This window comes from Salinivibrio sp. PR932, from assembly GCF_001996125.1.
Classification (GTDB): domain Bacteria; phylum Pseudomonadota; class Gammaproteobacteria; order Enterobacterales; family Vibrionaceae; genus Salinivibrio; species Salinivibrio proteolyticus.
In genome coordinates, this window is sequence record NZ_MUFM01000014.1 from 1 (window position 1) to 20,922 (window position 20,922).

Consider the following 20,922-nt stretch of genomic DNA (forward strand, 5'->3'; position numbering starts at 1 on the left):
CCAGTAAATCCACCGAAGCTTCAATACTGCCGTTTCCGCTCGACTCCAGTAAATCCACCGAAGCTTCAATACTGCCGTTTCCGCTCGACTTGCATGTGTTAGGCCTGCCGCCAGCGTTCAATCTGAGCCATGATCAAACTCTTCAATTAAAGTTTTTTCGAAACCGAAGTTTCAGCTCAATGAATACTGATTACTGTTYCTCTCCGAAGAGAAAAACGAATTGACTGTGCCGAACAACTRTAAAAGTTGTCGTTTGGTCACTCAGTTCATCGAATAAATCTTTTTGTCTATTCTCAACGAGTGCCCACACAGATTGCATAGGTCAAATTGTTAAAGAGCGTTGACTTGCGAAGCGTTGCTTCGCTCGGTCAGGGCTGCGTATATTACTCGCCTTGCCGACGAAGTCAAGAAGAAATTTTATCTTTTTGTTGATGCCAACCGGCGAAAACAAAACCTCTTTTTGACTCCCCTAACGCGTTGTCTGCGTTAAGTAGGTGGGCTATCTTAATCATTTAAAAACTGACGTCAAGCGTTTATTTTTATTTGATTTTTTGCCCCGACATGGCCGCTGAGCCCTTGCCCTGTGTGCCGTGTCGATGGAGGCGCATTATAGCGACCCGGATCACACTGACAAGGGTTTTTCGCGTTTTTTATTTCGAGTGGACAATAATCCACCTAAAATGATGAATAACCAGCGATTTGAAACATTATAGCTACGCGCCTTTTACCAAGAAGTAACGCTGGTTGATTTTCTAAGAACCATTTAAGGGTACGCCGCTGCCAAATTGTCTTGCGTACCATCACTTTATTACTTGTATTAACGCTTATGACGCTTATGAAATCACCAATTGCTTTTGTATTGATTATCACCATCGCCATCCTCGGTGCCATTGTGGTCAACCTAATGAGTACGGTTTCTCCCGCTTTGGCTTTCGCTGCAGGTGCAGTTATCAGTGGTATTGCCTGCTTATATGCTCCCCAAGCTACAGTGACCGTTGCAACAAAAGAGGAAGAGCCCCCTCAGAGTAAGACGATTTATGTCGGCAACCTGCCCTATCGCGCCAATGAAAATGATGTGAAGTCCCTGTTTGGCGAGCATGGAGAAGTATTTGCGGTACGGTTAATGAAGGACAAGCGTACCGGTAAACGTCGTGGCTTTGGTTTTGTTGTGATGGCGGCTGCGCATGCAGATGATGCTATCGATGCCCTAAACAACAATGTTTACGGCGAGCGAACACTTAAAGTGCGTGAAGCGAACGATCCAAAAAAGCGGGAGCATAGCTAACGCGCTCTAATCCAATCGAGCGGATATAATCAGACAAGGCGGCGGCTTTTATAGGCGTCGCCGTCGCGTATGCGCGATTGCCATCACTGTTATCGCTAGTGATAGATGCTTGCGGCGTGACCAATGAGGCAACACGACGTGCAATGGCACTGCCGGAGTCAACCACCTGGACCTGTTTACCCATCGCCGCCTGTATTTCATCATGTAAGAGTGGAAAGTGGGTACAGCCTAGCACCAAGACATCGATGTGCGAATCAAACGGTGCAAGTATGGCGCTAAGGTCTTGCTGATTCACCGCCTCCCCTCGCAGTTTACGCTCTGCCATATGTACTAATGCTGTTGTCCCTACCGAGACAATTCGGCAATCTTTGGCGAAATCTGCGATCAGTTGTGCCGTATAAGGCCGGCTGACGGTGGCTGGGGTCGCGAGCAGACCGATAGCTTTGTGTTGACTCAAAGCCGCCGCTGGCTTGATCGCTGGTACCACGCCAACAACCGGTATAGAGAGTGCGTCGCGCAGTGTCGGCAGCACAAGTGTCGAGGCTGTATTACACGCAATGACGATGATATCGACTGCATGGCGCTCACAGGTCGCTTTGATCAGAGTGAGCACGCGATGCACTAGGCGTTGGTCTTCTAATTCGCCATAGGGGAAAGCGGCATTGTCGAACAAATAGGTATATTGAGCGCTCGGCAAGCTTGCCTTGATCGCTTGGTAGACAGATAAGCCTCCGACACCGGAGTCAAAGATCAGAATATGGGGTTGCGCCATGATCCAGCCACTCAATAAAAAAACGCCCTTATCATAACGATAAAGGCGTGATTAAAGCTAGTTTCGCCGTGAAACAGGCACTAGTACTGATAGTCTAACGTCATAAAATAGCCGCGTTCAGCTGACGGATAACCACCCGCGGTTTCGTAGTCTTTATCAAATACATTATCGACTTTACCTTTTACGGTCAGATTATCGGTCGCCTGATAGGATGCAGTGACCGCCCACAGGCTATAGCTTCCCAACATCTCTCCACCGGCATAATCCAGACGTTCACTTTGATACTGCCACTGAGTACCGAGCTGCAGTCGCTCCCATTGGTAGGATGCATCCCATTTCGCTATCCGTTTAGCGCGACGAGCAAGCTGCTCACCTGTTTGTTCATTTTTAGGATCTTTATATTCTAACGATATACGGTTATTTAAAGCGTGCACATCAAAATTGGCAATAAACTCAACGCCTTCGATCTTAGCTTTGCCCACGTTTTGGTTCTGACCGTTGGGGTAACTACCTGCATACTGAATGAGATTATCAATGCGATTGATATAGCCGGTGAGTGACCAATCAACGTCAGCGGTCACGCCACGAAGAGCAAGCTCGGTGTTGGATGACTCCTCCGGCTTGAGCGTTGCATTACCGCCCCATCCGTAAAGCTCAGTCAGACTTGGTGCCTTAAAAGCAGTACCGTAGCTAGCGACCAATTGATACCCTTCCGCTATCGCAAGACCCGCACTCGTCTGCCACGTCGTATGCTGTCCGTATTGTTCGTTATCATCCGAGCGTGCGCTTGCCTCAATAGATAGTGCTTCTACTGGGCTAAATTGCGTTAAAAGGTAAGTGCCCAGGTTATCGCGCGGGTTGATTGCAATATCATCGGGGTTGGTAATCAAGCTTCCTTCATTAAAGGTATCTTGACGATAATCCACACCACCACCAAGCAGCCAATCCTCCGTGGCTTGATACTGGAGTCCCAACGAGGTAGAGATTTGCTCAACATCTGAAGTTTTATTGTTTTTACGGTCACTGCCAGGGCTGTAGTCAAAGTTTTCTTGTTGGGAGATTTCTGCGCTGAGTGTTGCACTCCAAGTATCAGAGCGATAGTTCAGCGTGCTGGCCAGTGCTTGGCTTTCTAACCAACCATGTTTTAAGCTACCAAAATTATCGTAATCGTACTCATTCTGGTACCAGCGCCCCGTCACATCGGCCGACCAAGATGTATTCCAGCGATGACTGTAGCCAAGCTGCGCATTGCGGCCGGTAAAACCATGCTGATCTCCCCGGTTGCTCGCCGTTGGATGAACATTATATCCATCATTCGACTCATACCCAGCAATACCAGAGAAGTGACCGTTATCGCCTAATTTTGTTGCCCATGCGCCACTAACAGCATGATGATCCAAACTGCCTACGGTCGCTGAGACATTGGCTCGCTCTCTATTGCTTTTGGTGATGATATTGATCACCCCACCAATCGCGCTCGACCCATAAAGTGTGGCGCGTGCGCCGCGAATAATCTCAATACGCTCGATACTGTTTACTGGGATCTGATTAAAATCCACCGAGCCTTTGATGGATGACGCCATACGCATGCCATCAATCAAGACTAAAGAGTGGTCTGATTCCGTGCCGCGCATAAAAATAGAGGCAATTTGTCCACGGCCCCCACTTTGCGCAATCTCAATGCTCGGCACCGTACGCAATACATCGACAAGGCTTCGCGCCTGCAAGCGTGCAATGTCTTGACGTGTCAAAATGGTTGCTGATTGCAACACTGAGGCATCGGACTGTTCAAACCGACTTGCCGTCACCACCACCGTTTCGGTGTTTTGCTCGGCCCACGCGCTCACAGGGAGTAATGACGCCGCCACTAGGCTCGCCACAATCTGTTTGTTCATTGGTTATTCCTTTCTATCGCGAGAATATGCAGCATTGTGCTGCGGGGCGGGCTGTGTTCGGACTTAAGAGCGTGGCTTTCGCCGCCTACTGCTAACGACTTCCCATCGCATACTGTTAAACAGTATTGGCGACAGTGTCTGGCCTAGCGCCGAGTTAGGGTCGTTCTCTTACACCGCTGCGCGTCAGTTGCGGATTCTCACCGCATTCCAGTGACCAACAGGCTTATACTTGCTGATCACGTACCCGCCCACGGATAGTAGCCGTCTAGATGGATATTGTCCATTGATACCCCTATCGAATAAAGGAGAATCGTGAGCAAGGGTGGACATGGCTGGGGATTTGTCTAAAATCTGCGCTCATTTTCCAATCGCTGAGGCAGCCATCATGACCAAGGCTCACACCGCCGTTGACTACGACACACAGCTTGCTGAGAAAGTCCAACGACTCACTACCCAACTCGCGCCGTTTCATGCGCCTGAGCTAGAGATCTTTCGCTCACCGGAAACCCACTATCGGATGCGCGCAGAGTTTCGAGTATGGCATGAAGGCGACGACCTGTATTACATCATGTTTGATCCTGCGACCAAGCAGAAATATCGGGTCGATACCTTTCCTGCCGCAAGCCGTTTGATCAATGACCTCATGCCGCTATTGATGGATGCCATCAAGCCTAACGACGCGTTGCGACGTAAGCTCTTCCAAGTTGATTTTCTCTCCACTTTAAGCGGTGAGATCTTGGTGTCTTTGCTGTATCACCGCCAGCTAGACGAAGAGTGGGACGAGGCCGCGCAAGCGCTTAAACAACGTTTGAACGATGAGGGCTTTAACCTCAACCTGATTGGCCGTGCGCGCAAGCAAAAGAAAGTGCTAGACCGCGACTACGTTTTGGAAAAACTCAATGCCGATGGTCAGACATTGATCTACCAGCAAATTGAAAACAGCTTTACCCAACCAAACGGGCCCGTGGCGGAGAAAATGCTGGAATGGGCCATTGATTGCACCCGCGATAGCCAAGGTGATTTGCTGGAGCTGTATTGTGGGAATGGCAACTTCTCACTGGCATTAGCGAAAAACTTTCGCCGCGTCCTCGCCACCGAGCTGGCGAAACCCTCGGTACAATCGGCGCAATACAATATTGCCGCGAATCACATCGACAATGTGCAGATTATTCGTATGTCTGCCGAAGAGTTCACTCAAGCGATCAATGGCGAGCGCGAATTCCGCCGCTTAAAAGACCAAGGGGTGACGCTAAGTGACTATCAGTGCAATACCATCTTTGTCGATCCCCCTCGTGCGGGCATGGATGATGAAACCTGCAAAATGGTGCAAGGTTACGATCGGATTTTATATATCTCCTGTAACCCTGAGACTTTGGTCGAGAACCTAGAACGCCTCAGCCAAACACACCGCATTAGTCGCTGTGCGCTGTTCGACCAATTCCCGTTCACCCACCATACCGAAGCGGGTGTGTGGTTGGAGCGTAAATAGTCACAGGAAGCGAGTTCGTTACAACGTAAAAAGGCGTCTTTCGACGCCTTTTTTATTCACTCGTTAGTGTGCGATTCGCCGCGCGGGGCTTATACGTCAGAGGCAGTATCGTTTTTTGCTTTGCGGCTGAAAAAGCCCAGCTTATGACCCACCCAAAACGCCAGTACCATAGCAACCAAAATCGAGAAGAAGTTACCGCCCAATTCTGGCATTTGCATACGCATAAACGCAGAGTACCCAAACGCACCCACTAAGAAACACGCAAACGCGATCAGCGGCGTACCTTCAGTGAGGGGTTGGCGCTCATGCAATTGGTAGCAAGCATGTACCGCCAACACAAACGCTAGAATGGGAAAGATAGAAAACGCCACACCACCGATAAAAAGCGTAGCGAGAGTGGCACTGCCACAAATACCTGTGATCAATGACAGTACTAAGAATTTACGCTCAGATTTAACTTGCTCATGTTCCATGTTTTCACCTGTTATGACAGCTTTTTCTGTAATGCCCGCCGCTCACGATCTTTACGATACCAGTAAGCTCCCTTGGCTATCATGCGCAATTGTATCACCATTCGCTCGGCCAATTCTGCCCGTGAATGTGTATCAAGATCTAACGCTTCCGCGCCGGAGTTGAATACCAAGATCACGCAGGCTTCAGCCTGATTGTACGCTTCTTCATAGGTGAGCTGCGTGCGAGACTGCAAATACTCGGTCAATTCTGCGACAAAGTGCTGAATTTCTCGTGCTACAGCCGCACGGAACGCCGCTGAGGTGCCAGAACGTTCGCGAAGCAGCAAGCGAAAAACGTTGGGGCTGCTTTCAACAAATTCCATAAAGGTTTCGACCGAGGTACGCACCACGCTGCCTTCAGCGGCAATACGCTGACGGGCTTGACGCATCAGCTGACGAAGCAGGAGCCCCCCTTCATCGACCATGGTTAATCCCAACTCATCCATGTCTTTAAAGTGGCGATAAAATGAGGTTGGCGCAATGCCTGCTTCTCGCGCGACTTCTCGCAAACTCAAACTCGAGAAGCTTCGCTCTGCACTTAATTGGCTAAAGGCCGCATCAATCAATGAGCGACGCGTCTTTTCTTTTTGTTCTGCTCGAATACCCATCACACTCAACCTGCAGTCATCATGGCGCCACTATACGCATTTTTACGTCCTAAATCAGCCAAACACCCTCTTGAACAGCGCCTTGCCTTTCCCCTGCTCACATCCAGATCATGCAGGAAAGTTAACCTTACTGCCAATAAGCGTTAAACTGGTCATAAATGGATGTTGCAATAATGAAAATAAGGTTTGAATCCTATGAGCAAGTCGAATCCTCGCCCTGTTGACCATTTTGATGCGATCGTAATAGGGAGTGGCCCAGGCGGCGAAGGCGCGGCAATGGGGCTAACCAAGGCGGGCAAGCGCGTGGCCGTGATAGAACGCGAAAGCACTGTCGGTGGTGGCTGTACCCATTGGGGCACCATTCCTTCCAAAGCACTGCGTCACACCGTTAGCCGGATTATTGAATTTAATCAAAGTCCGATCTACACCCAGAACACCAAAAGTATTCACAGTACCTTCTCTCAAATCCTAAGCCATGCCGATTCCGTGATTGGCAAACAAACGCGCCTTCGTCAGGGTTTTTACGATCGCAATCAGTGCACGCTGCTCCATGGTATGGCGGAATTTGTTGACGCACATACTTTAGCCGTTCGCCACCCTGACGGCAGCAAAGAACATTACACCGCCGATCATTTTGTGATTGCGACTGGCTCACGCCCTTATCAACCAGCCGATGTCGATTTTAGCCACGCACGTATTTACGACAGTGATTCAATTCTGTCACTCAAGCATGATCCGCGCCACGTGATTATTTATGGCGCAGGCGTGATTGGCAGCGAATATGCATCTATTTTTCGTGGGCTTGGCGTTAAAGTCGACTTAATCAATACCCGTGATCGCTTGCTTTCATTCTTGGATAACGAAATTTCCGATGCCCTGTCATACCATTTTTGGAATAGCGGAGTCCTGATCCGCAATGATGAAACCTATGAGCGCATTGAGGGCACAGATGATGGCGTCATTGTCCATCTTGCCTCAGGTAAAAAAATGAAAGCCGACTGCCTGCTCTATGCTAACGGTCGCACCGGTAACACAGATACGTTGAATCTTGGTGCGGTGGGACTGACGCCCGACTCTCGCGGCCAGCTGAGCGTCGACGACAATTACTCGACCGAGGTTGACCATATTTATGCGGTTGGGGATGTGATTGGCTATCCAAGTTTGGCCAGCGCGGCCTATGATCAGGGACGGGTCGTCGCAGAAGCAATTAGCCAAGGCAATGCCAATGCACGCCTCATTGAACATATTCCCACCGGGATTTATACCATCCCAGAAATCAGTTCTGTGGGGAAAACGGAGCAAGAGCTCACGGCAGAGAAAGTCCCGTATGAAGTCGGCCGCTCGCAATTTAAACATCTCGCTCGCGCCCAAATTGCCGGGATGGATGTTGGCAGTTTAAAGATCCTCTTTCATCGCGATACCCGTGAGATTTTGGGGATCCACTGCTTTGGTGAGCGTGCCTCAGAGATCATTCACATTGGCCAAGCGATTTTTGAGCAAAAAGGCGCCGGTAATACCATCGACTATTTCGTCAATACCACCTTTAACTACCCGACCATGGCCGAAGCGTACCGCGTTGCTGCACTCAACGGCTTAAATCGCTTGTTCTAAGCGGTACTAATCGCTGTCTCTTACCAAAAAACGGCACCCGAGGGTGCCGTTTCGCGCGACTGTTACGATGCACGCAATATCGAAGACCAAGCGAGCGATTCATCACCCAGAACAATAAAATTGGGGTTTTGTAACGAGTCACGCTCGTTATATGACAAGGGGTCCAACTCGGTACTTAAAATCCGCCCCCCTGCTTGTTCGACAATGCATTGGGTGGCTGCCGTATCCCACTCCCCTGTCGGACCTAGACGCAAATAGCAATCTACCGCGCCTTCAGCGACCAAACACGCTTTCAATGCTGCGGACCCTAGTGGCACCAAATCATAGTTGATCTCAGGGGCGAGTTTTTCTGTCACGGCATGAATATCTTGACGACGGCTAATGGCAATAGAGAGCGAGGTAATGGCCTCTTCTCGCTTCATTGTCGAGATGCGATGCATTTCGCCATCGGGGGTGATTTTCCACGCCCCTTTTTCTTGGCACGCATAATAAGTCACACCCGAGACCGGGGCATAGACCACTCCCATCACCGGATGGTTATTTTCCACCAGCGCAATAATGGTGGCAAAATCGCCACTTCCCGCAATAAACTCTTGGGTACCATCCAGTGGGTCAATCAACCAGTAACGTTGCCATTGCTGGCGATCACTAAGCGGCACACCACAATCTTCTTCCGATAACACCGGAATATCCGGGGTTAATGCCGTCAGTTTCTCGCTGATCATTTTATGTGCGGCAAGATCCGCGCTGGTGACGGGGGTTTCATCGCTTTTGGTCATTTCCTCGAAATCACCGTCTTGGTAAATATCGAGAATCACTTGTCCCGCTGCACGGGTAATTTCAATCACATCGGGCAACAACTCAGGCAATGGCATGCCTCACCTCTCAGATTGTAAGTACTTCAGCGCCATCATTAGTGCGGTGATACTGCGCGCTTCACAGAAATCGCCGTGGGTCAGCAACTCCTCCGCTTGAGCTAATGGCCAACGGATCACCTCAAGTGGTTCGGGTTCATCCCCTTCCAAGGTTTCAGGATACAAATCACGTGCCAACATCAGTGTCATACGGCTTGAGAAATACGACGGAGCCAATACGACCTCTTTGAGTGGAATAAGCTCGCGGGCGCCCAAACCTATTTCTTCTTTCAATTCACGCACCGCTGCCTGCTCTGGCACTTCCCCTTTATCGATTAACCCTTTTGGAAAGCCTAGCTCATATCGCTCCGTGCCGGCTGCATATTCCCGCACCAGCAACAAATCCCCCTGTTCGGTCAGCGGCACCATCATGACCGCATTGCGGCCCGAAGGCTTCATGCGTTCATAGGTACGATTTACGCCGTTACTAAACTGGAGGTCGAGCGATTCCACCTTAAATAAACGAGAAGCGGCAACCACTTGCTTAGACAGGATCTGGGGAGGTTTTCGCTGCGTCATATCCTATTTGCACCCTTTACTGATAAGCCTAACAGGCTTGATTAGCCTCGAAAAGAAAAGCGATAGCGCCCTTGTTGATCCGGCGCACCCAGCCAAGCAAGTGGCTCTTTCATTGGCGGTGGGAACGCGGCTTCCGGCTTGAGCCATCCCGAAACAGAGTATCGCCCCGACGGTGTGATTGACAATGAAAACTTATTACTCAGCGAGGAAGACGCGCCTTGGCCTTCGGCGAGAATACCTTGCTGCTCACAACGGAGTGTGGCACTGGCTGGGATGTCCGCTAAACGCCCCATTGGTAAGCGTAATGCGGCTTGCTGCCACTGCAGCTGACCATCGAGTCGCTGACAGCCCGCCTCGGTAAAGGCCAGATCGCGTAATACCAGATCCACATGGCCTTCAATCGCCATATTGGCAGGGAGTGCCACCGAACTGGCAAGCAAATCGGCCGGTGCTGACACCAGCGCACGGGATAAAGAAACAGCATGACCATCAAAGCCCACGGTTGCTTTCCCTTTCACCCCATCTGGGCTGCGAAGACGAATATTCGCTTCTAACGTTGCCGCGGTGAATAAACGGTGCACCTTAATATCCCAGCGAAGTGGCCCGACGGTGTAATCTTGCCAGCGTATTTGCGCAATGCGTCCTTTCCACACTGTCCCCTCAATCGCGCCCACGTTAAGTTCAGGCGGTAAGGGGGCCAGACGCAATAGTGATGCGGGTGCGTGGATCACGGCGCTGAGTACAAAAACCAGCGTACAAGCTAAGCCCAAGACTATTTTTTTCTTCATGACTATCGTTCTAATTGCAGGCGATTAACCTTCACAACCCCAGCGTTATCTGTCATTTCCGTATCAAGACGCACGACCTGAATGCCATGTAAACGAGCGAGTTGGTCGAGCCAACGCAAAAGTTGGTTAAATGGCAAAGGCTCGACACCCAATTGGACACTCGCCTCACCGGGCTGCAAGCGGGTAATGGTGACACTAAACTCCCCTGCGCTGGCCGCCACCACTTGGTTTAATGGCTGATTACTGCTGGTTGGTGCGCGACTGCTTGCACCTGACTGTGCGCGCAACTGAACAATTTGCTGATGCTTTTGCTGTACATCACTCAGCAAACGTCTCTCACTCGTGAGCGCTGCTCGGGCATTGTTCGCCTCGGCTTGAATCGGCGCAATGATCCCCCAGTACAAGACACTGAGCAGCATCACCAGTGCAGCCACCATCAATAAACGCTGCTCACGTTCACTGAGCGATTGCCAGCGTGCTTTTAACTGACTCATCATGATTCGCTCCTCAAGGTAAACTCACCACTTACGCTGTCACCATTACGGTTGAGCTGCCCAAGCTCAGTCGTATAGTGTTCGCTTAGCAAGCCGCGCAGTCGCTCAAACTGGGCAAAATCGCTGCCGGAGGCTCGGATCACTAAGACTTCACGTGCTGCTTGATAACGTAACGCTTGCAGGTGAATACCGGGCGTTTTTTCTAGCATCGGCGCTAATTTCGCTAACCAAGGCAAAAGCGCAGCATTGTGTTGCTGTCCTTCAAGACGCGCAATTTCCGCATCCATCTGTCGAACCATGTACGATTGCGTCGGGATGCGCTGGTACTGTGGCAACGTTTGGCGAAAAACAGACTCGCTCTGTGCGCGTAGCGCTTGAGCCTGCTGCTGGGTATCACGAATCGTCAGCCATTGTTCAACGCCCAATAAGGCGCTAATGGCTAACACTAAACAGGCGGCAGGCAATAAAGGTTTGAGCGTTTGCTTAGTCTGGCTTTGTGGCCGATAAGGTCCGGTTAGCAAGTTCGCAGACAGAGCATGACTTTGTGTCGCCAACAGCCCTATCACGGTATCACAGGGATGCCACTTAGCCTCTGCCTCATTCAGTCCACTGACTGGCCAATCAAGGTCAAGATGGGACGGACAATATCCATGCAAGGTGAGTGATGGGGCTTTGTCCTCGTTATCTGCGTCCACCGGATCTTGTTCCAGCGCCTTTTGTTGTTGGTTTCGCCACGCGTGCGCCCAAAAACGAAGCCAGTCACGCGATCCCACCACACCTTGACTGTCATGATGCCGACACAGCCATTGCTCACCCAGTGGCGCTACCGTCAAATGGTTTGTCTGCCACGGCAAACACAGCACATCGGGTAACCATTGCCGCGCATGGATATCTGCATCCGTTAGCGCTTGCTGCCAGGCTTGCATTTTGTCGTGGGCCACGACCGCTACGTGGGCAAGACTGCCCGCGACACTCAAAATACTGACGTGTACCCTGTCCACATCATCGGCCAATGCCTCTTCAAGTAAGTAAGGCACCACTTTATCGCGCTGACGCCGAGAGCCGGGCGGCAAGGTCACCGACCTGAGGGTCACCCAAGTGCTATCCACTAAGATCACCACACGCCGCGTTTGCGCTTGCTCCGTCAAGGCTGACAGATGATCGCATTCACCGGTCGCGGTGACCTGATTGTCACTCACACGCACCTGGGCCCAAAAGATCGGCTGGCTGGCATCACTGATCCTTATTATCAGTCGCTCGCTCACGCATTCCTCCAAAGCGACGACGCACCACAGTTGTGGTGCCATCGTCTTGATAGTGCAATAACGCCTGAATGTGACGTTGGGCAGACGCCACGGTCACATCGGCCTGTAATAAAAAAAACTCGCTGGTCACCGTGAGATGTGGGATCACTTGCTCACGGGCTTTGTCATCGAATTCACTCAGGTTTAACACCGCCATAAAGGCGTCGACATTTTTCCACCCAGCATCAGGGCGCTGGGCGATCACCTGTTTGGCTTGTTCTATCGACAGTGCAGGGGTAAACAGCGCCGCCAGCAAAGGCGCCTGCTTATCCGTCAGTGTATTGACATTGATTTTCAGCTCCGCACTGGGGATCGCACAAACCTGAGCGGATAAACGCTGAAAGACCTGCGCATTGACTCCTTTGACCGCACGCCACTCACTACGATCGGCCAACACGGCATCGGCCGTCACATAGGGAGGACGTAAACTCTCATAGTGGGCATCTTCGGCCCCGAGCGACTGGTCCAGTTGATTGTTTTCATCGACAAAGTCTCGCGTAGATTGGGCAATCACATCCGCTTGGTACTCATCATCGACCCCACTGCCGACCAAGGCTCTGAGTACCGTCACTTCATAGGGCACCGCACTGCCTAGGGTCGCGCCACGCAGCTGCAAACTATTCAAATTAAAGCAGGCTTGTGCATCTCGTAAGTGACCACTTACTGTGCCACCTTCTAGCGGAAAGCTGCGCTCTTTCTCGGCCCAACTTTGACTTAAATTCACCGTTTCACTGCCAGATAAACTGTCTCGCAGCACCGCTGCGGCAAGCCCTTCGACGGCCATGCCGTACCAATAGGCTTGCTGAAAATGAAGCTGATTTTCAGCGCGGTTGTAATTGGTGAATAACCGCGATGCCATGCTACCAGCTATCGCTGTCATTAACGCCATAATCAACATCACGATCAATAACGCTGTACCACGTTGACGACTCATTCTGCCTCCCGCTGTAGCGCCGCAGGCAGCGTTTGCCCAGCCAATAAATACGTCCGTACTAGCTGGCCATAGCGAGGATGGGTAAAACGCAATTGAATGGCATCGGGCAGTGCGTGAGGGGTATCAAAGCTGCTCTGCCAAGTCCCCTTCACGTTAAAGCGGAAGGTGAGATCATCAATATCGTCCAGCAATGTCATCACCGCCGGTTGTTCACCTGCCGCTTGATCCGGATAGCGCCAACGTAACCGCTCCAACTTACCATCTCGTTGGCGATACCCCACCGCCACCACTTCGCTACGCGGAAAACGATATTGGGGGTTAATCCAACCGGTACGGGTAAAGCGCACGCCCATAGCATCTCCGCCCAGTACCTCTTTACCTGCGGTCAGTAATTGCTCACTAGGGGCTTGGCCATCCATACGCTGGCGTCGCGCGGCCATTTGGCGAAAATCACTGTCCATGATCACCAGTGCACGCTGTAATTGTTGCAGCGTTTCTCCCACTTGGCGCGATTGCTCGTCACTGCGCTGCACCGTCTGTAGTACTTGATACGCAGTCAGGCTAATACTGGCGAAGACCACCAGCGCCAGCAACACTTCGAGTAAGGTAAACCCCTTTTCAGCGCGTGGCGACATAGGTCCTCACGGTTACCAGTGGATTGTCTGTCGATTCTGCCGCTGCAACGGCGAGATCCACCGCTCGCAGTGGTCCCGTGTTAGTCGCAATCGGCGTCAACTGCCACTGCCAGCGCTGCCCCGCCATCTCCGTGGTGCCTTGGGTGGCTTTGTCGGGCACCTTGCCGCTCAGCACTACCTCAGCCAACTGATTGTCAGCCACCATCGCCGCCAAGGTTTTTTGCTCAAGGCGACTTAGTGAGCGGGTATGCTGCCCAGTAGCTTTCATCACACTGAGCGCGGCTACCGCAAAAATGGCCACTGCAACCAGCACCTCCAGTAGCGTCATCCCATGTTGGGTCTTAGGCATCATCCATCCTCCTCGGCACGCTGCCAGCGAAATTGCGCCAATTCATTGGCCTTTAATTGCCACATGGCACGACCGTCGGTTTCGATGGTGAGCGTAAAGGGAGTGATTTCGCCATTCGGTAATAGCCAAATCTGAGGGGGCGCCACGGCGGTTTCTCCGTCTTCTTCAAACATGTTTTCGAACAGCGGTTTGTCTTCAAATAACCGATCCTGCTGCTGCCAACCAAAGCCATCCATACTCAACGCAAAGCGGCTTTGTTCAGGCAAGGTTCCTTGGGTTGCCCAACGATCACTGCTCACCGTTTGCCAGTTTTCTTCGCCTAACTTCAGCAGCTGATAATCATGGTTGTTGATCCGCACCCCGTAAGTCTGTCCTTCCAGCCAACTTTGCTCTGCCCACAACTTAATGCGTTGATACAAAGCTTGGCCGGCTTGCTCGGTCCGGGTATCAACAGGCTCGGGCCACACCATCACCACGCCTGAAGCGCTGACAGCAATAATCACCACCACCAACAGGATTTCGAGTAACGTGAAGCCCGCCGCATGACGCATGTTATTGCAGCTCGTTCAGGTTCCAGTTACCAATATCTTGATTGATCCCTTCACCGCCTTCTTGCCCATCCGCGCCTAGCGAGAACACATCAATCACACCATGCTCACCTGGGCTCACATAGCGATAGTCATTGTTCCAAGGGTCTTTAGGCAAACGCTTGATATAACCTTGTGCCGGATAGTTCCGTGGCACGGGCTCACTTTGTGGCTTGGTCACAAGTGCATCAAGTCCTTGGTCAGTGGTGGGGTACTGGTTGTTGTCCAGTTTGTACATATCCAGCGCATTTTCGAGCGCGCTAACATCTGCGATCGCCTTTTTCACTGCCGCTTTATCTTTGTTGCCCAATAAGTTCGGGGCGACAAAGCTGGCTAGCAAACCAATGATGACCACCACGACCATCACCTCGAGAAGCGTAAAACCTTGTTGACGACGCATCTTGTTCTCCTTGTTTATTATCATAAAATCACAACCCCACCATGTTATTCATGGCAATAATTGGCATCAAAGTGGCGACGACAATAAAGAGCACCAGACCTGCCATGAGCACGATCATCAGCGGCCCAAACACACCTAATGCCACGTTCACCTGCGCCTCAAAATCTTTATCTTGGTTATCGGCCGCCCGTGTGAGCATGGGTTCAAGTTCCCCACTGCGTTCACCGCTGGCAATCATATGCAACATCATGGGCGGAAAAAGCCCAGATTGATCCAGTGCCACTCGCAAGCTGGCACCTTCTCGCACCTTATCCGCAGCCTCGAGCACTCGGGTACGCACATACTGGTTGGTAATCACCTGTGCGGCGACCTTCATGCCATCCAAAAGCGGGATCGCACTGGCGGTACAAATCGCGAGAGTACGTGCAAAGCGCGATGTGTTGAGGCCACGTGCAACACGCCCCAAGACCGGTAACGACAACTTTTGTTTGTCCCATGCCAGTCGCCGTTGCTTGTCCTTCAGCAATGTACGTATTCCCGCACTGAGTAAGACAAGGCCACCCACGACCCAAATTCCCCATTGAGTAATAAAATCACTGGCGTTGAGGAGAAACTGTGTCGATGCGGGTAAGGATTGGCCGGTTTGAACAAACTGGCCGACGATGTCAGGCACCACGGTCGCCAACAAAAAGGCGACAATCACCACAGAGAAAAACGTCAAAATGGCGGGATAAAGCATCGCTTGTAGTAGGGTTGATTGAATGCGCTGACGATTTTCCACATAGTCCGCCAATCGCTCCAGCACCGTGCCCAAATGACCGGCTTTTTCGCCCGCCGCAATCATGGCACGGTACAGTTCATCAAACACTTGCGGATAATCGGCGAGCGCATCAGCAAGGGTATGGCCTTCCATCACCCGCGCGCGCACACTGGTCATCATACTGCCAATACGCGGCTTCTCGGCTTGCTCCGCCACCGCCCGTAAACACTCTTCCAGTGGCATCGCAGCCTCAATCAAGGTCGCCAATTGACGCGTGATCAATGACAGCTCTTGGGTGCTAATACCGCGGTTGCGAGATGAAAATAAAGGCCGCGACGTCTCGGCCTTTTGCTGGCTACGCTTACGTGTGGTCGCATTGACCACCAATGGCGTCAGCCCTTTGTCACGGAGCTGCTGCCGGGCCTGTCGAGGCGTATCCGCTTCAATCACACCTTTGCGTTTACGCCCTCGCGTATCTAAAGCTTGGTAATCAAACGCCGCCATCAGGTCTCCTTGGTGACTCGCATCACTTCTTCAAGCGTGGTTTTTCCTTGTAGCACTTTGGCCAGTCCGTCGTAGCGGATACTCGGACTCTGTGCGCGCACCGTTTGTTCAATGGCGTGCTCACCCGCATCGTGATGAATCAGTGCTTGCACCTTCTCGTCGACCGTCAGTAGTTCATGAATCCCCGTTCGGCCCTTGTAACCTTTGTGGTGACAACGCGAACAGCCCCCCGCTTTATACAAGGTGACGTTATCGCCAGGCTGAGCCAACCCCACATCCACAAACAATTGCTGCTGGCTAGCATCGGCTTGATAAGGGATACGGCAATCGCTGCAAAGGGTGCGAACCAAGCGCTGTGCTAGCACGCCAAGCAAGGAGGAGGAAAGCAAAAAGGGCTCGATGCCCATATCGCGCAAACGTGTTACCGCACCAATGGCGGTATTGGTGTGTAAAGTCGACATCACCAAGTGACCAGTGAGAGATGCTTGCACCGCGATTTGAGCAGTTTCTAAGTCGCGGATTTCCCCCACCATAACCACGTCAGGATCTTGACGCAGCATGGCACGCAACCCTCGCGCAAAGGTCATATCGACCTTAGGATTAACTTGGGTCTGCCCGATACCGGGAAGATCAAATTCGATCGGATCTTCTACGGTGAGAATATTGCGATCTTCACTGTTAATGGTTTGTAAGCCCGCATACAGCGTGGTCGATTTCCCCGACCCCGTTGGACCCGTGACAAGTAAGATCCCATGCGGTTTATGAATAAGATGACGGAAGTTCTCGTGCAATTCAGGCACCATCCCCAACTGAGCCAAGTCGAGTTGTACCGCGTTTTTATCGAGCAAACGCATCACCACACGCTCACCGTGAGAGGACGGCATAGTCGATACCCGTACATCGACGGCGCGACCGCCGATGCGGACCGAGATGCGTCCATCTTGTGGCACGCGCTTTTCGGCAATATCGAGTTTGGCCATCACTTTGACACGTGATACCAACAAAGGGGCTAACTTGCGGCTCGGCGATAAGACTTCGCGCAGCACCCCATCGACACGAAAACGGATCGACAATGCATGCTCAAAGGTTTCGATATGGATATCCGAGGCACTTTCCTTGATCGCTTCACCCAGCATGGCATTAATCAGCTTGATGATAGGGGCATCGTCCTCGGACTCAAGCAAATCCTCGCTCTGCGGCAACTCTTCAGCCAATGAGAAGAAATCATCACTGTCTGCATCGGCGCCAATGTCAGCCATCAGCTGCTGCGCATCCGCACTGTCTCGCTGATAGAGCACCGTCAATTGCTGCTCAAAATAGGCCTCATCCACGGTTTCTGGCACTAAGCGCGCACCCCATAACCGTTGCACTTCCACCAAGGTCTCAGGAGCCACCGACGGCAAACACAATAGCCGTGCCTGCGACGCATCGGACTGAATTAGAACCCCATGACGACGCGCAAAACCAAACGGTAACTGCCATTTACTCTCTGGCTCGTTCGCGAGTGCGACCGTTCGATCCGTCATCCTGCTAGCTCCGCTTGTAATGCACGTACTTCGGCCGGCATCACCGCATCACTCTTATAATCAGGTAATACAGGCTTTTGCGCATCTGGCATCAATTTGACCCCATCTTGTGCGCGCAGCAGTTGTTCGGCACGGATGTAGTTATACTTACGCTGTGTCACACCATCTGCGGTTAAGCCGGTACGAATAATGGTGGGCTTGATAAACAGCATCAGGTTTTTCTTTTCTGTCCCCGTAGAAGTGGATTTGAACAGATGACCCAACACCGGAATATCTCCCAATAACGGTACTTTGGACTCACTTTCTACAGTACGCTCATCAATCAAACCGCTGAGCACAATCATTTGCTGATCGCCCACCATCACTGACGTGTTTAATTGGCGTTTACCAAAGCGCACATCCACGGCGCCACTGGCCCCCAAGACATTCGACACCTCTTGCTCAATATCCAAGAGCACCGCAGAACCTTCATTGATTTGTGGGGTAACTTTTAGCTTGATACCCACATCTTTACGCTCGACGGTTTGGAACGGGTTATCGTTATTCGAACCGGTCCGTGAACCGGTAATCACAGGGACTTCCTCACCGACAATAAACGACGCTTCTTGATTATCCAGCACCATCAGGTTAGGTGAAGAAAGGATATTGGATTCGTTATTCGAGGCCACCGCAGTCACCAACGCGGTCCAATCTCCCATAATGACCCCGGCGGCAATACCATTTAATCCACCTAAAACTTCATTGAGCGCGGAGTAATCACCTGACTCTTTGATTTCAACAGTTTTTTCTTCACCGTCAATGATCCGCGTTTCGGTACGTGTCCTGTCTTTGGTCGCCTCTAATCCACCGAGATAACTCGATACACCAACTCCTGTATTGGTGAACTGAATGCCACCATTTTCAAGCGAGCCCCACTGGATGCCTAAATTGGCGCCATCAGACTCTGACATCTCTACGATTAGTGCTTCAATCAGTACTTGCGCACGACGAATATCCAGCTGAGAGATCACACTTTCCAAGGTTTTGAGGATATCGGGCGGCGCAGTGATCACCAACGAGTTGGTGCCTTGGTGCGAAGAAATTTGTACCGCTTGCTTTTGGGCACCCGGTTTACTCTTCTCTTCTTTTTCTTTCAGTAAGTTATCTGACACACCTTGAAGAACATCTACCACATCTTCCGCTTTGGCGTAGCGCAGGTAAATGACTCGGCTATTACCTGTGGTCGCCATTTCCTGATCAAGCTGTCTGATCAGCTTTTTCACTCGTTCGCGTACCTTAGGTTCACCTGAGACCAAAACGGCGTTTAAGCGCTCATCAGCGACAAAGCGTGGTTTAAGGAGATCGGGGGCATTATTGGCGTTATCTCGCTCGTTTAACGCTTCAACAATCCGTACCATTTCTGCGGCAGAGGCGTGATCTAAACGCACCACTTCTACCTCTTTATCACCGGCTTGGTCCACACGACGGATAATATCGGTCAAGCGATTCACGACCGCTGCACGCCCAGTAATCATGATCACATTAGCCGGATCGTAGTGGACTACGTTACCCGCTCCCGCATTGTTAATAAGCTGACGCAACAAAGGGGATAGCTCACGTACCGACACATTTTTTACCGCGACTACGCGAGTGACAACTTCATCTCCCACCACACTATCGTCTTCACCGACCACAGGTACCGGTGAGGTTTTGGCATCTTTGTCGCGGACCACTTTAACGACACCATTTTCCATCTCGACCACGGCAAAGCCATACACTTCGAGTACGTTTAAGAAAAACTGGTAGTACTGTTCATCAGTCAGGGTATCGTAACTGCGGACATTGATGGTGCCACGAACCGAGGGATCAACAATGATGGTTTTTTCGAGATTGCGGCCAACGATCTCAATAAACTCCTGAATATCTGTGCCCTTAAAAGAGGCACTAAACTCAGCGGCACCGGCTGGGATACCAGAAAAGAGAAGGCTCGCGGCCATCAGATAGGGGATCAGTCGTTGTTTGACCTTCACGTCACACTCCTATTGCCGCTGACGGCGAATGCTGTGGATTAAAGTTGAATCGAGATGTCATGTTGTTGTCCTTGTCGCTCGATCACCAAGTCAAGCGATCCCTGTTGTTGAATGCGTCCTAGAATATCAGGCAGTGCTGCGGACTGACTTAACGTCAGGCCATTGATAGCGACAGCAATATCCCCTGCCTGTAAGCCGGATTGCTCAAAAAAGATTGGATTGCGTCCCGGAGTGAGGCGAAAGCCCTTTATTTGATCGCCTTCGCGCACTTGTGACAGCTGCACAAAGTCAAATAAGCGTTGCGGGTTCTGGCTAAGCTGCTGCGCTAAGTCGGCAGGCCAGTCAGGGCTGGTCTGCCGCTTGGTCGCCATCGACTTTGGGGGCGTCGACGCATCAGTAGGGGAGGAAAAAACGGTCTGCGGTGTACTATCTGCATCGACCCCTGGCATAAGGAGCGCTTCGCGTCTTGACCCTTGGCGTAATATCACCCGATCGGATAAGACTTGATCGACACTGACTTGGGTCCCTTTCACCTGCTCACCCACACCGTAAGTCACTTGACGACCGCCGTTCGCGATCACGGCCAATGCACGCTTAGGATCGGTACTGGCCACCACGCCAACCAAAGTTAGGCGTAGCCGGGTTTCAGGGACATTGGTTACTGCGTGTTGCGTGGGTTGAGCGGCTGCTTGATAGCGACCAAACAGCTGGGCATTGACGATAGGAGCCAACGAAAAAGGATCCGTCGCAGCGCGAGAGGACGACGCCGACTGGCTTGCTACGGACAATACAGGTGCGGGTGCAGGCGCATAAAACGCCCACACCATTCGCCCAGCCAACCATGCCAGAACGAGGAACAGTAAAATGTTTAGCCACGTCGCAAGTCGTGCCACCTGCTGCGGTGACACAGTGAACGTGCCATGCTGGCGTCCTGCCTTACGCATCATCCCTTCCAAACCAAATTGAGTCACCGAGTGTCCATTGATGGCTTTTTTTACCATCAAGTTCCATCATTAGATTACGAAAA

Annotated in this window: 21 protein-coding genes and 1 riboswitch; of the genes, 3 read left to right on the forward strand and 18 right to left on the reverse strand. The window is 51.5% G+C overall.

Annotated elements, in window-relative coordinates:
- The first annotated feature begins 835 nt into the window (after positions 1 to 835).
- Positions 836 to 1,285, forward strand: coding sequence for an RNA recognition motif domain-containing protein (locus BZG84_RS08630; protein ID WP_077458406.1), 450 nt, complete (start codon positions 836 to 838; stop codon positions 1,283 to 1,285).
- On the opposite strand, the gene murI is transcribed toward BZG84_RS08630, so the two are convergent.
- Positions 1,239 to 2,057: a glutamate racemase gene (murI, locus tag BZG84_RS08635; protein WP_077480036.1), complete on the reverse strand. Its 819-nt coding sequence runs from the start codon at positions 2,055 to 2,057 to the stop codon at positions 1,239 to 1,241. The genes BZG84_RS08630 and murI overlap by 47 nt on opposite strands.
- An 80-nt stretch (positions 2,058 to 2,137) precedes the next feature.
- Complete coding sequence (locus tag BZG84_RS08640) at positions 2,138 to 3,952, reverse strand: TonB-dependent receptor domain-containing protein (RefSeq protein WP_077480037.1); 1,815 nt, start codon at positions 3,950 to 3,952, stop codon at positions 2,138 to 2,140.
- Between the two features lie 31 nt (positions 3,953 to 3,983).
- A riboswitch (cobalamin riboswitch) is annotated at positions 3,984 to 4,216 on the reverse strand.
- Between the two features lie 121 nt (positions 4,217 to 4,337).
- Here BZG84_RS08640 and trmA point away from each other — a divergent pair.
- Complete coding sequence (trmA, locus tag BZG84_RS08645) at positions 4,338 to 5,441, forward strand: tRNA (uridine(54)-C5)-methyltransferase TrmA (protein ID WP_077480059.1); 1,104 nt, start codon at positions 4,338 to 4,340, stop codon at positions 5,439 to 5,441.
- A gap of 89 nt (positions 5,442 to 5,530) precedes the next feature.
- Here trmA and BZG84_RS08650 read toward each other — a convergent pair whose 3' ends face one another.
- Both BZG84_RS08650 and fabR read right to left on the reverse strand, forming a co-directional pair.
- Entirely contained in the window at positions 5,531 to 5,914 is a 384-nt protein-coding gene (locus BZG84_RS08650; protein ID WP_077480038.1) for a YijD family membrane protein, read from the reverse strand.
- An 11-nt stretch (positions 5,915 to 5,925) separates the two neighbouring features.
- Entirely contained in the window at positions 5,926 to 6,561 is a 636-nt protein-coding gene (gene fabR, locus BZG84_RS08655) for an HTH-type transcriptional repressor FabR (RefSeq protein WP_069586866.1), read from the reverse strand.
- 195 nt (positions 6,562 to 6,756) lie between these two features.
- Between fabR and sthA the strand changes: the two genes are divergently transcribed.
- Positions 6,757 to 8,172, forward strand: coding sequence for a Si-specific NAD(P)(+) transhydrogenase (gene sthA, locus BZG84_RS08660; RefSeq protein ID WP_077675680.1), 1,416 nt, complete (start codon positions 6,757 to 6,759; stop codon positions 8,170 to 8,172).
- A gap of 62 nt (positions 8,173 to 8,234) precedes the next feature.
- Here sthA and cysQ read toward each other — a convergent pair whose 3' ends face one another.
- From cysQ to gspC, 14 genes are all read right to left on the reverse strand, one after another.
- Positions 8,235 to 9,047 carry a 3'(2'),5'-bisphosphate nucleotidase CysQ gene (cysQ, locus tag BZG84_RS08665; RefSeq protein WP_077480040.1) on the reverse strand — a complete coding sequence of 271 codons (813 nt, stop codon included), beginning with the start codon at positions 9,045 to 9,047 and terminating at the stop codon, positions 8,235 to 8,237.
- 3 nt (positions 9,048 to 9,050) lie between these two features.
- Positions 9,051 to 9,605 carry an ADP compounds hydrolase NudE gene (nudE, locus tag BZG84_RS08670; RefSeq protein ID WP_069591222.1) on the reverse strand — a complete coding sequence of 185 codons (555 nt, stop codon included), beginning with the start codon at positions 9,603 to 9,605 and terminating at the stop codon, positions 9,051 to 9,053.
- Between the two features lie 41 nt (positions 9,606 to 9,646).
- Positions 9,647 to 10,393 carry a type II secretion system protein N gene (locus BZG84_RS08675; protein ID WP_077480041.1) on the reverse strand — a complete coding sequence of 249 codons (747 nt, stop codon included), beginning with the start codon at positions 10,391 to 10,393 and terminating at the stop codon, positions 9,647 to 9,649.
- Positions 10,394 to 10,395: 2 nt separating this feature from the next.
- A complete protein-coding gene (locus BZG84_RS08680; RefSeq protein WP_077663208.1) occupies positions 10,396 to 10,890 on the reverse strand; it encodes a type II secretion system protein M in 495 nt (164 codons plus the stop codon).
- Positions 10,887 to 12,152: a type II secretion system protein GspL gene (gene gspL / locus BZG84_RS08685; protein WP_198536720.1), complete on the reverse strand. Its 1,266-nt coding sequence runs from the start codon at positions 12,150 to 12,152 to the stop codon at positions 10,887 to 10,889. Before gspL ends, BZG84_RS08680 begins: the two co-directional genes overlap by 4 nt.
- Positions 12,121 to 13,125, reverse strand: a complete 1,005-nt coding sequence (gene gspK, locus BZG84_RS08690) for a type II secretion system minor pseudopilin GspK (RefSeq protein ID WP_077678136.1) — start codon at positions 13,123 to 13,125, stop codon at positions 12,121 to 12,123. The genes gspL and gspK overlap by 32 nt, the downstream gene beginning before the upstream one ends.
- Positions 13,122 to 13,760, reverse strand: coding sequence for a type II secretion system minor pseudopilin GspJ (gene gspJ, locus BZG84_RS08695; protein ID WP_077480045.1), 639 nt, complete (start codon positions 13,758 to 13,760; stop codon positions 13,122 to 13,124). The genes gspK and gspJ overlap by 4 nt, the downstream gene beginning before the upstream one ends.
- Positions 13,744 to 14,109 carry a type II secretion system minor pseudopilin GspI gene (gene gspI, locus BZG84_RS08700; protein ID WP_069591266.1) on the reverse strand — a complete coding sequence of 122 codons (366 nt, stop codon included), beginning with the start codon at positions 14,107 to 14,109 and terminating at the stop codon, positions 13,744 to 13,746. The genes gspJ and gspI overlap by 17 nt, the downstream gene beginning before the upstream one ends.
- Entirely contained in the window at positions 14,109 to 14,660 is a 552-nt protein-coding gene (gene gspH, locus BZG84_RS08705; RefSeq protein WP_077678137.1) for a type II secretion system minor pseudopilin GspH, read from the reverse strand. The genes gspI and gspH overlap by 1 nt, the downstream gene beginning before the upstream one ends.
- Position 14,661: 1 nt before the next feature.
- Positions 14,662 to 15,120 (reverse strand): type II secretion system major pseudopilin GspG, encoded by a 459-nt coding sequence (gene gspG / locus BZG84_RS08710; protein ID WP_077480046.1) that lies wholly within the window; start codon positions 15,118 to 15,120, stop codon positions 14,662 to 14,664.
- A gap of 4 nt (positions 15,121 to 15,124) precedes the next feature.
- On the reverse strand, positions 15,125 to 16,360 hold the full coding sequence (gene gspF, locus BZG84_RS08715) for a type II secretion system inner membrane protein GspF (RefSeq protein WP_077480047.1): 1,236 nt from the start codon (positions 16,358 to 16,360) through the stop codon (positions 15,125 to 15,127).
- Positions 16,360 to 17,886 (reverse strand): type II secretion system ATPase GspE, encoded by a 1,527-nt coding sequence (gene gspE, locus BZG84_RS08720; RefSeq protein ID WP_077480048.1) that lies wholly within the window; start codon positions 17,884 to 17,886, stop codon positions 16,360 to 16,362. Before gspE ends, gspF begins: the two co-directional genes overlap by 1 nt.
- Positions 17,883 to 19,862, reverse strand: coding sequence for a type II secretion system secretin GspD (gene gspD / locus BZG84_RS08725; protein ID WP_077480060.1), 1,980 nt, complete (start codon positions 19,860 to 19,862; stop codon positions 17,883 to 17,885). Before gspD ends, gspE begins: the two co-directional genes overlap by 4 nt.
- 71 nt (positions 19,863 to 19,933) lie before the next feature.
- On the reverse strand, positions 19,934 to 20,896 hold the full coding sequence (gene gspC / locus BZG84_RS08730; protein ID WP_077678138.1) for a type II secretion system protein GspC: 963 nt from the start codon (positions 20,894 to 20,896) through the stop codon (positions 19,934 to 19,936).
- Between the last annotated feature and the right edge of the window lie 26 nt (positions 20,897 to 20,922).

Coding starts and splice junctions, on each gene's coding strand:
- BZG84_RS08630 (WP_077458406.1), top strand. CDS start 836: ATGAAATCACCAATTGCTTTTGTATTGATTATCACCATCGCCATCCTC.
- murI (WP_077480036.1), bottom strand. CDS start 2,057: ATGGCGCAACCCCATATTCTGATCTTTGACTCCGGTGTCGGAGGCTTA.
- BZG84_RS08640 (WP_077480037.1), bottom strand. CDS start 3,952: ATGAACAAACAGATTGTGGCGAGCCTAGTGGCGGCGTCATTACTCCCT.
- trmA (WP_077480059.1), top strand. CDS start 4,338: ATGACCAAGGCTCACACCGCCGTTGACTACGACACACAGCTTGCTGAG.
- BZG84_RS08650 (WP_077480038.1), bottom strand. CDS start 5,914: ATGGAACATGAGCAAGTTAAATCTGAGCGTAAATTCTTAGTACTGTCA.
- fabR (WP_069586866.1), bottom strand. CDS start 6,561: ATGGGTATTCGAGCAGAACAAAAAGAAAAGACGCGTCGCTCATTGATT.
- sthA (WP_077675680.1), top strand. CDS start 6,757: ATGAGCAAGTCGAATCCTCGCCCTGTTGACCATTTTGATGCGATCGTA.
- cysQ (WP_077480040.1), bottom strand. CDS start 9,047: ATGCCATTGCCTGAGTTGTTGCCCGATGTGATTGAAATTACCCGTGCA.
- nudE (WP_069591222.1), bottom strand. CDS start 9,605: ATGACGCAGCGAAAACCTCCCCAGATCCTGTCTAAGCAAGTGGTTGCC.
- BZG84_RS08675 (WP_077480041.1), bottom strand. CDS start 10,393: ATGAAGAAAAAAATAGTCTTGGGCTTAGCTTGTACGCTGGTTTTTGTA.
- BZG84_RS08680 (WP_077663208.1), bottom strand. CDS start 10,890: ATGATGAGTCAGTTAAAAGCACGCTGGCAATCGCTCAGTGAACGTGAG.
- gspK (WP_077678136.1), bottom strand. CDS start 13,125: ATGAGTCGTCAACGTGGTACAGCGTTATTGATCGTGATGTTGATTATG.
- gspJ (WP_077480045.1), bottom strand. CDS start 13,760: ATGTCGCCACGCGCTGAAAAGGGGTTTACCTTACTCGAAGTGTTGCTG.
- gspI (WP_069591266.1), bottom strand. CDS start 14,109: ATGCCTAAGACCCAACATGGGATGACGCTACTGGAGGTGCTGGTTGCA.
- gspH (WP_077678137.1), bottom strand. CDS start 14,660: ATGCGTCATGCGGCGGGCTTCACGTTACTCGAAATCCTGTTGGTGGTG.
- gspG (WP_077480046.1), bottom strand. CDS start 15,120: ATGATAATAAACAAGGAGAACAAGATGCGTCGTCAACAAGGTTTTACG.
- gspF (WP_077480047.1), bottom strand. CDS start 16,360: ATGGCGGCGTTTGATTACCAAGCTTTAGATACGCGAGGGCGTAAACGC.
- gspE (WP_077480048.1), bottom strand. CDS start 17,886: ATGACGGATCGAACGGTCGCACTCGCGAACGAGCCAGAGAGTAAATGG.
- gspD (WP_077480060.1), bottom strand. CDS start 19,862: ATGGCCGCGAGCCTTCTCTTTTCTGGTATCCCAGCCGGTGCCGCTGAG.
- gspC (WP_077678138.1), bottom strand. CDS start 20,896: ATGGTAAAAAAAGCCATCAATGGACACTCGGTGACTCAATTTGGTTTG.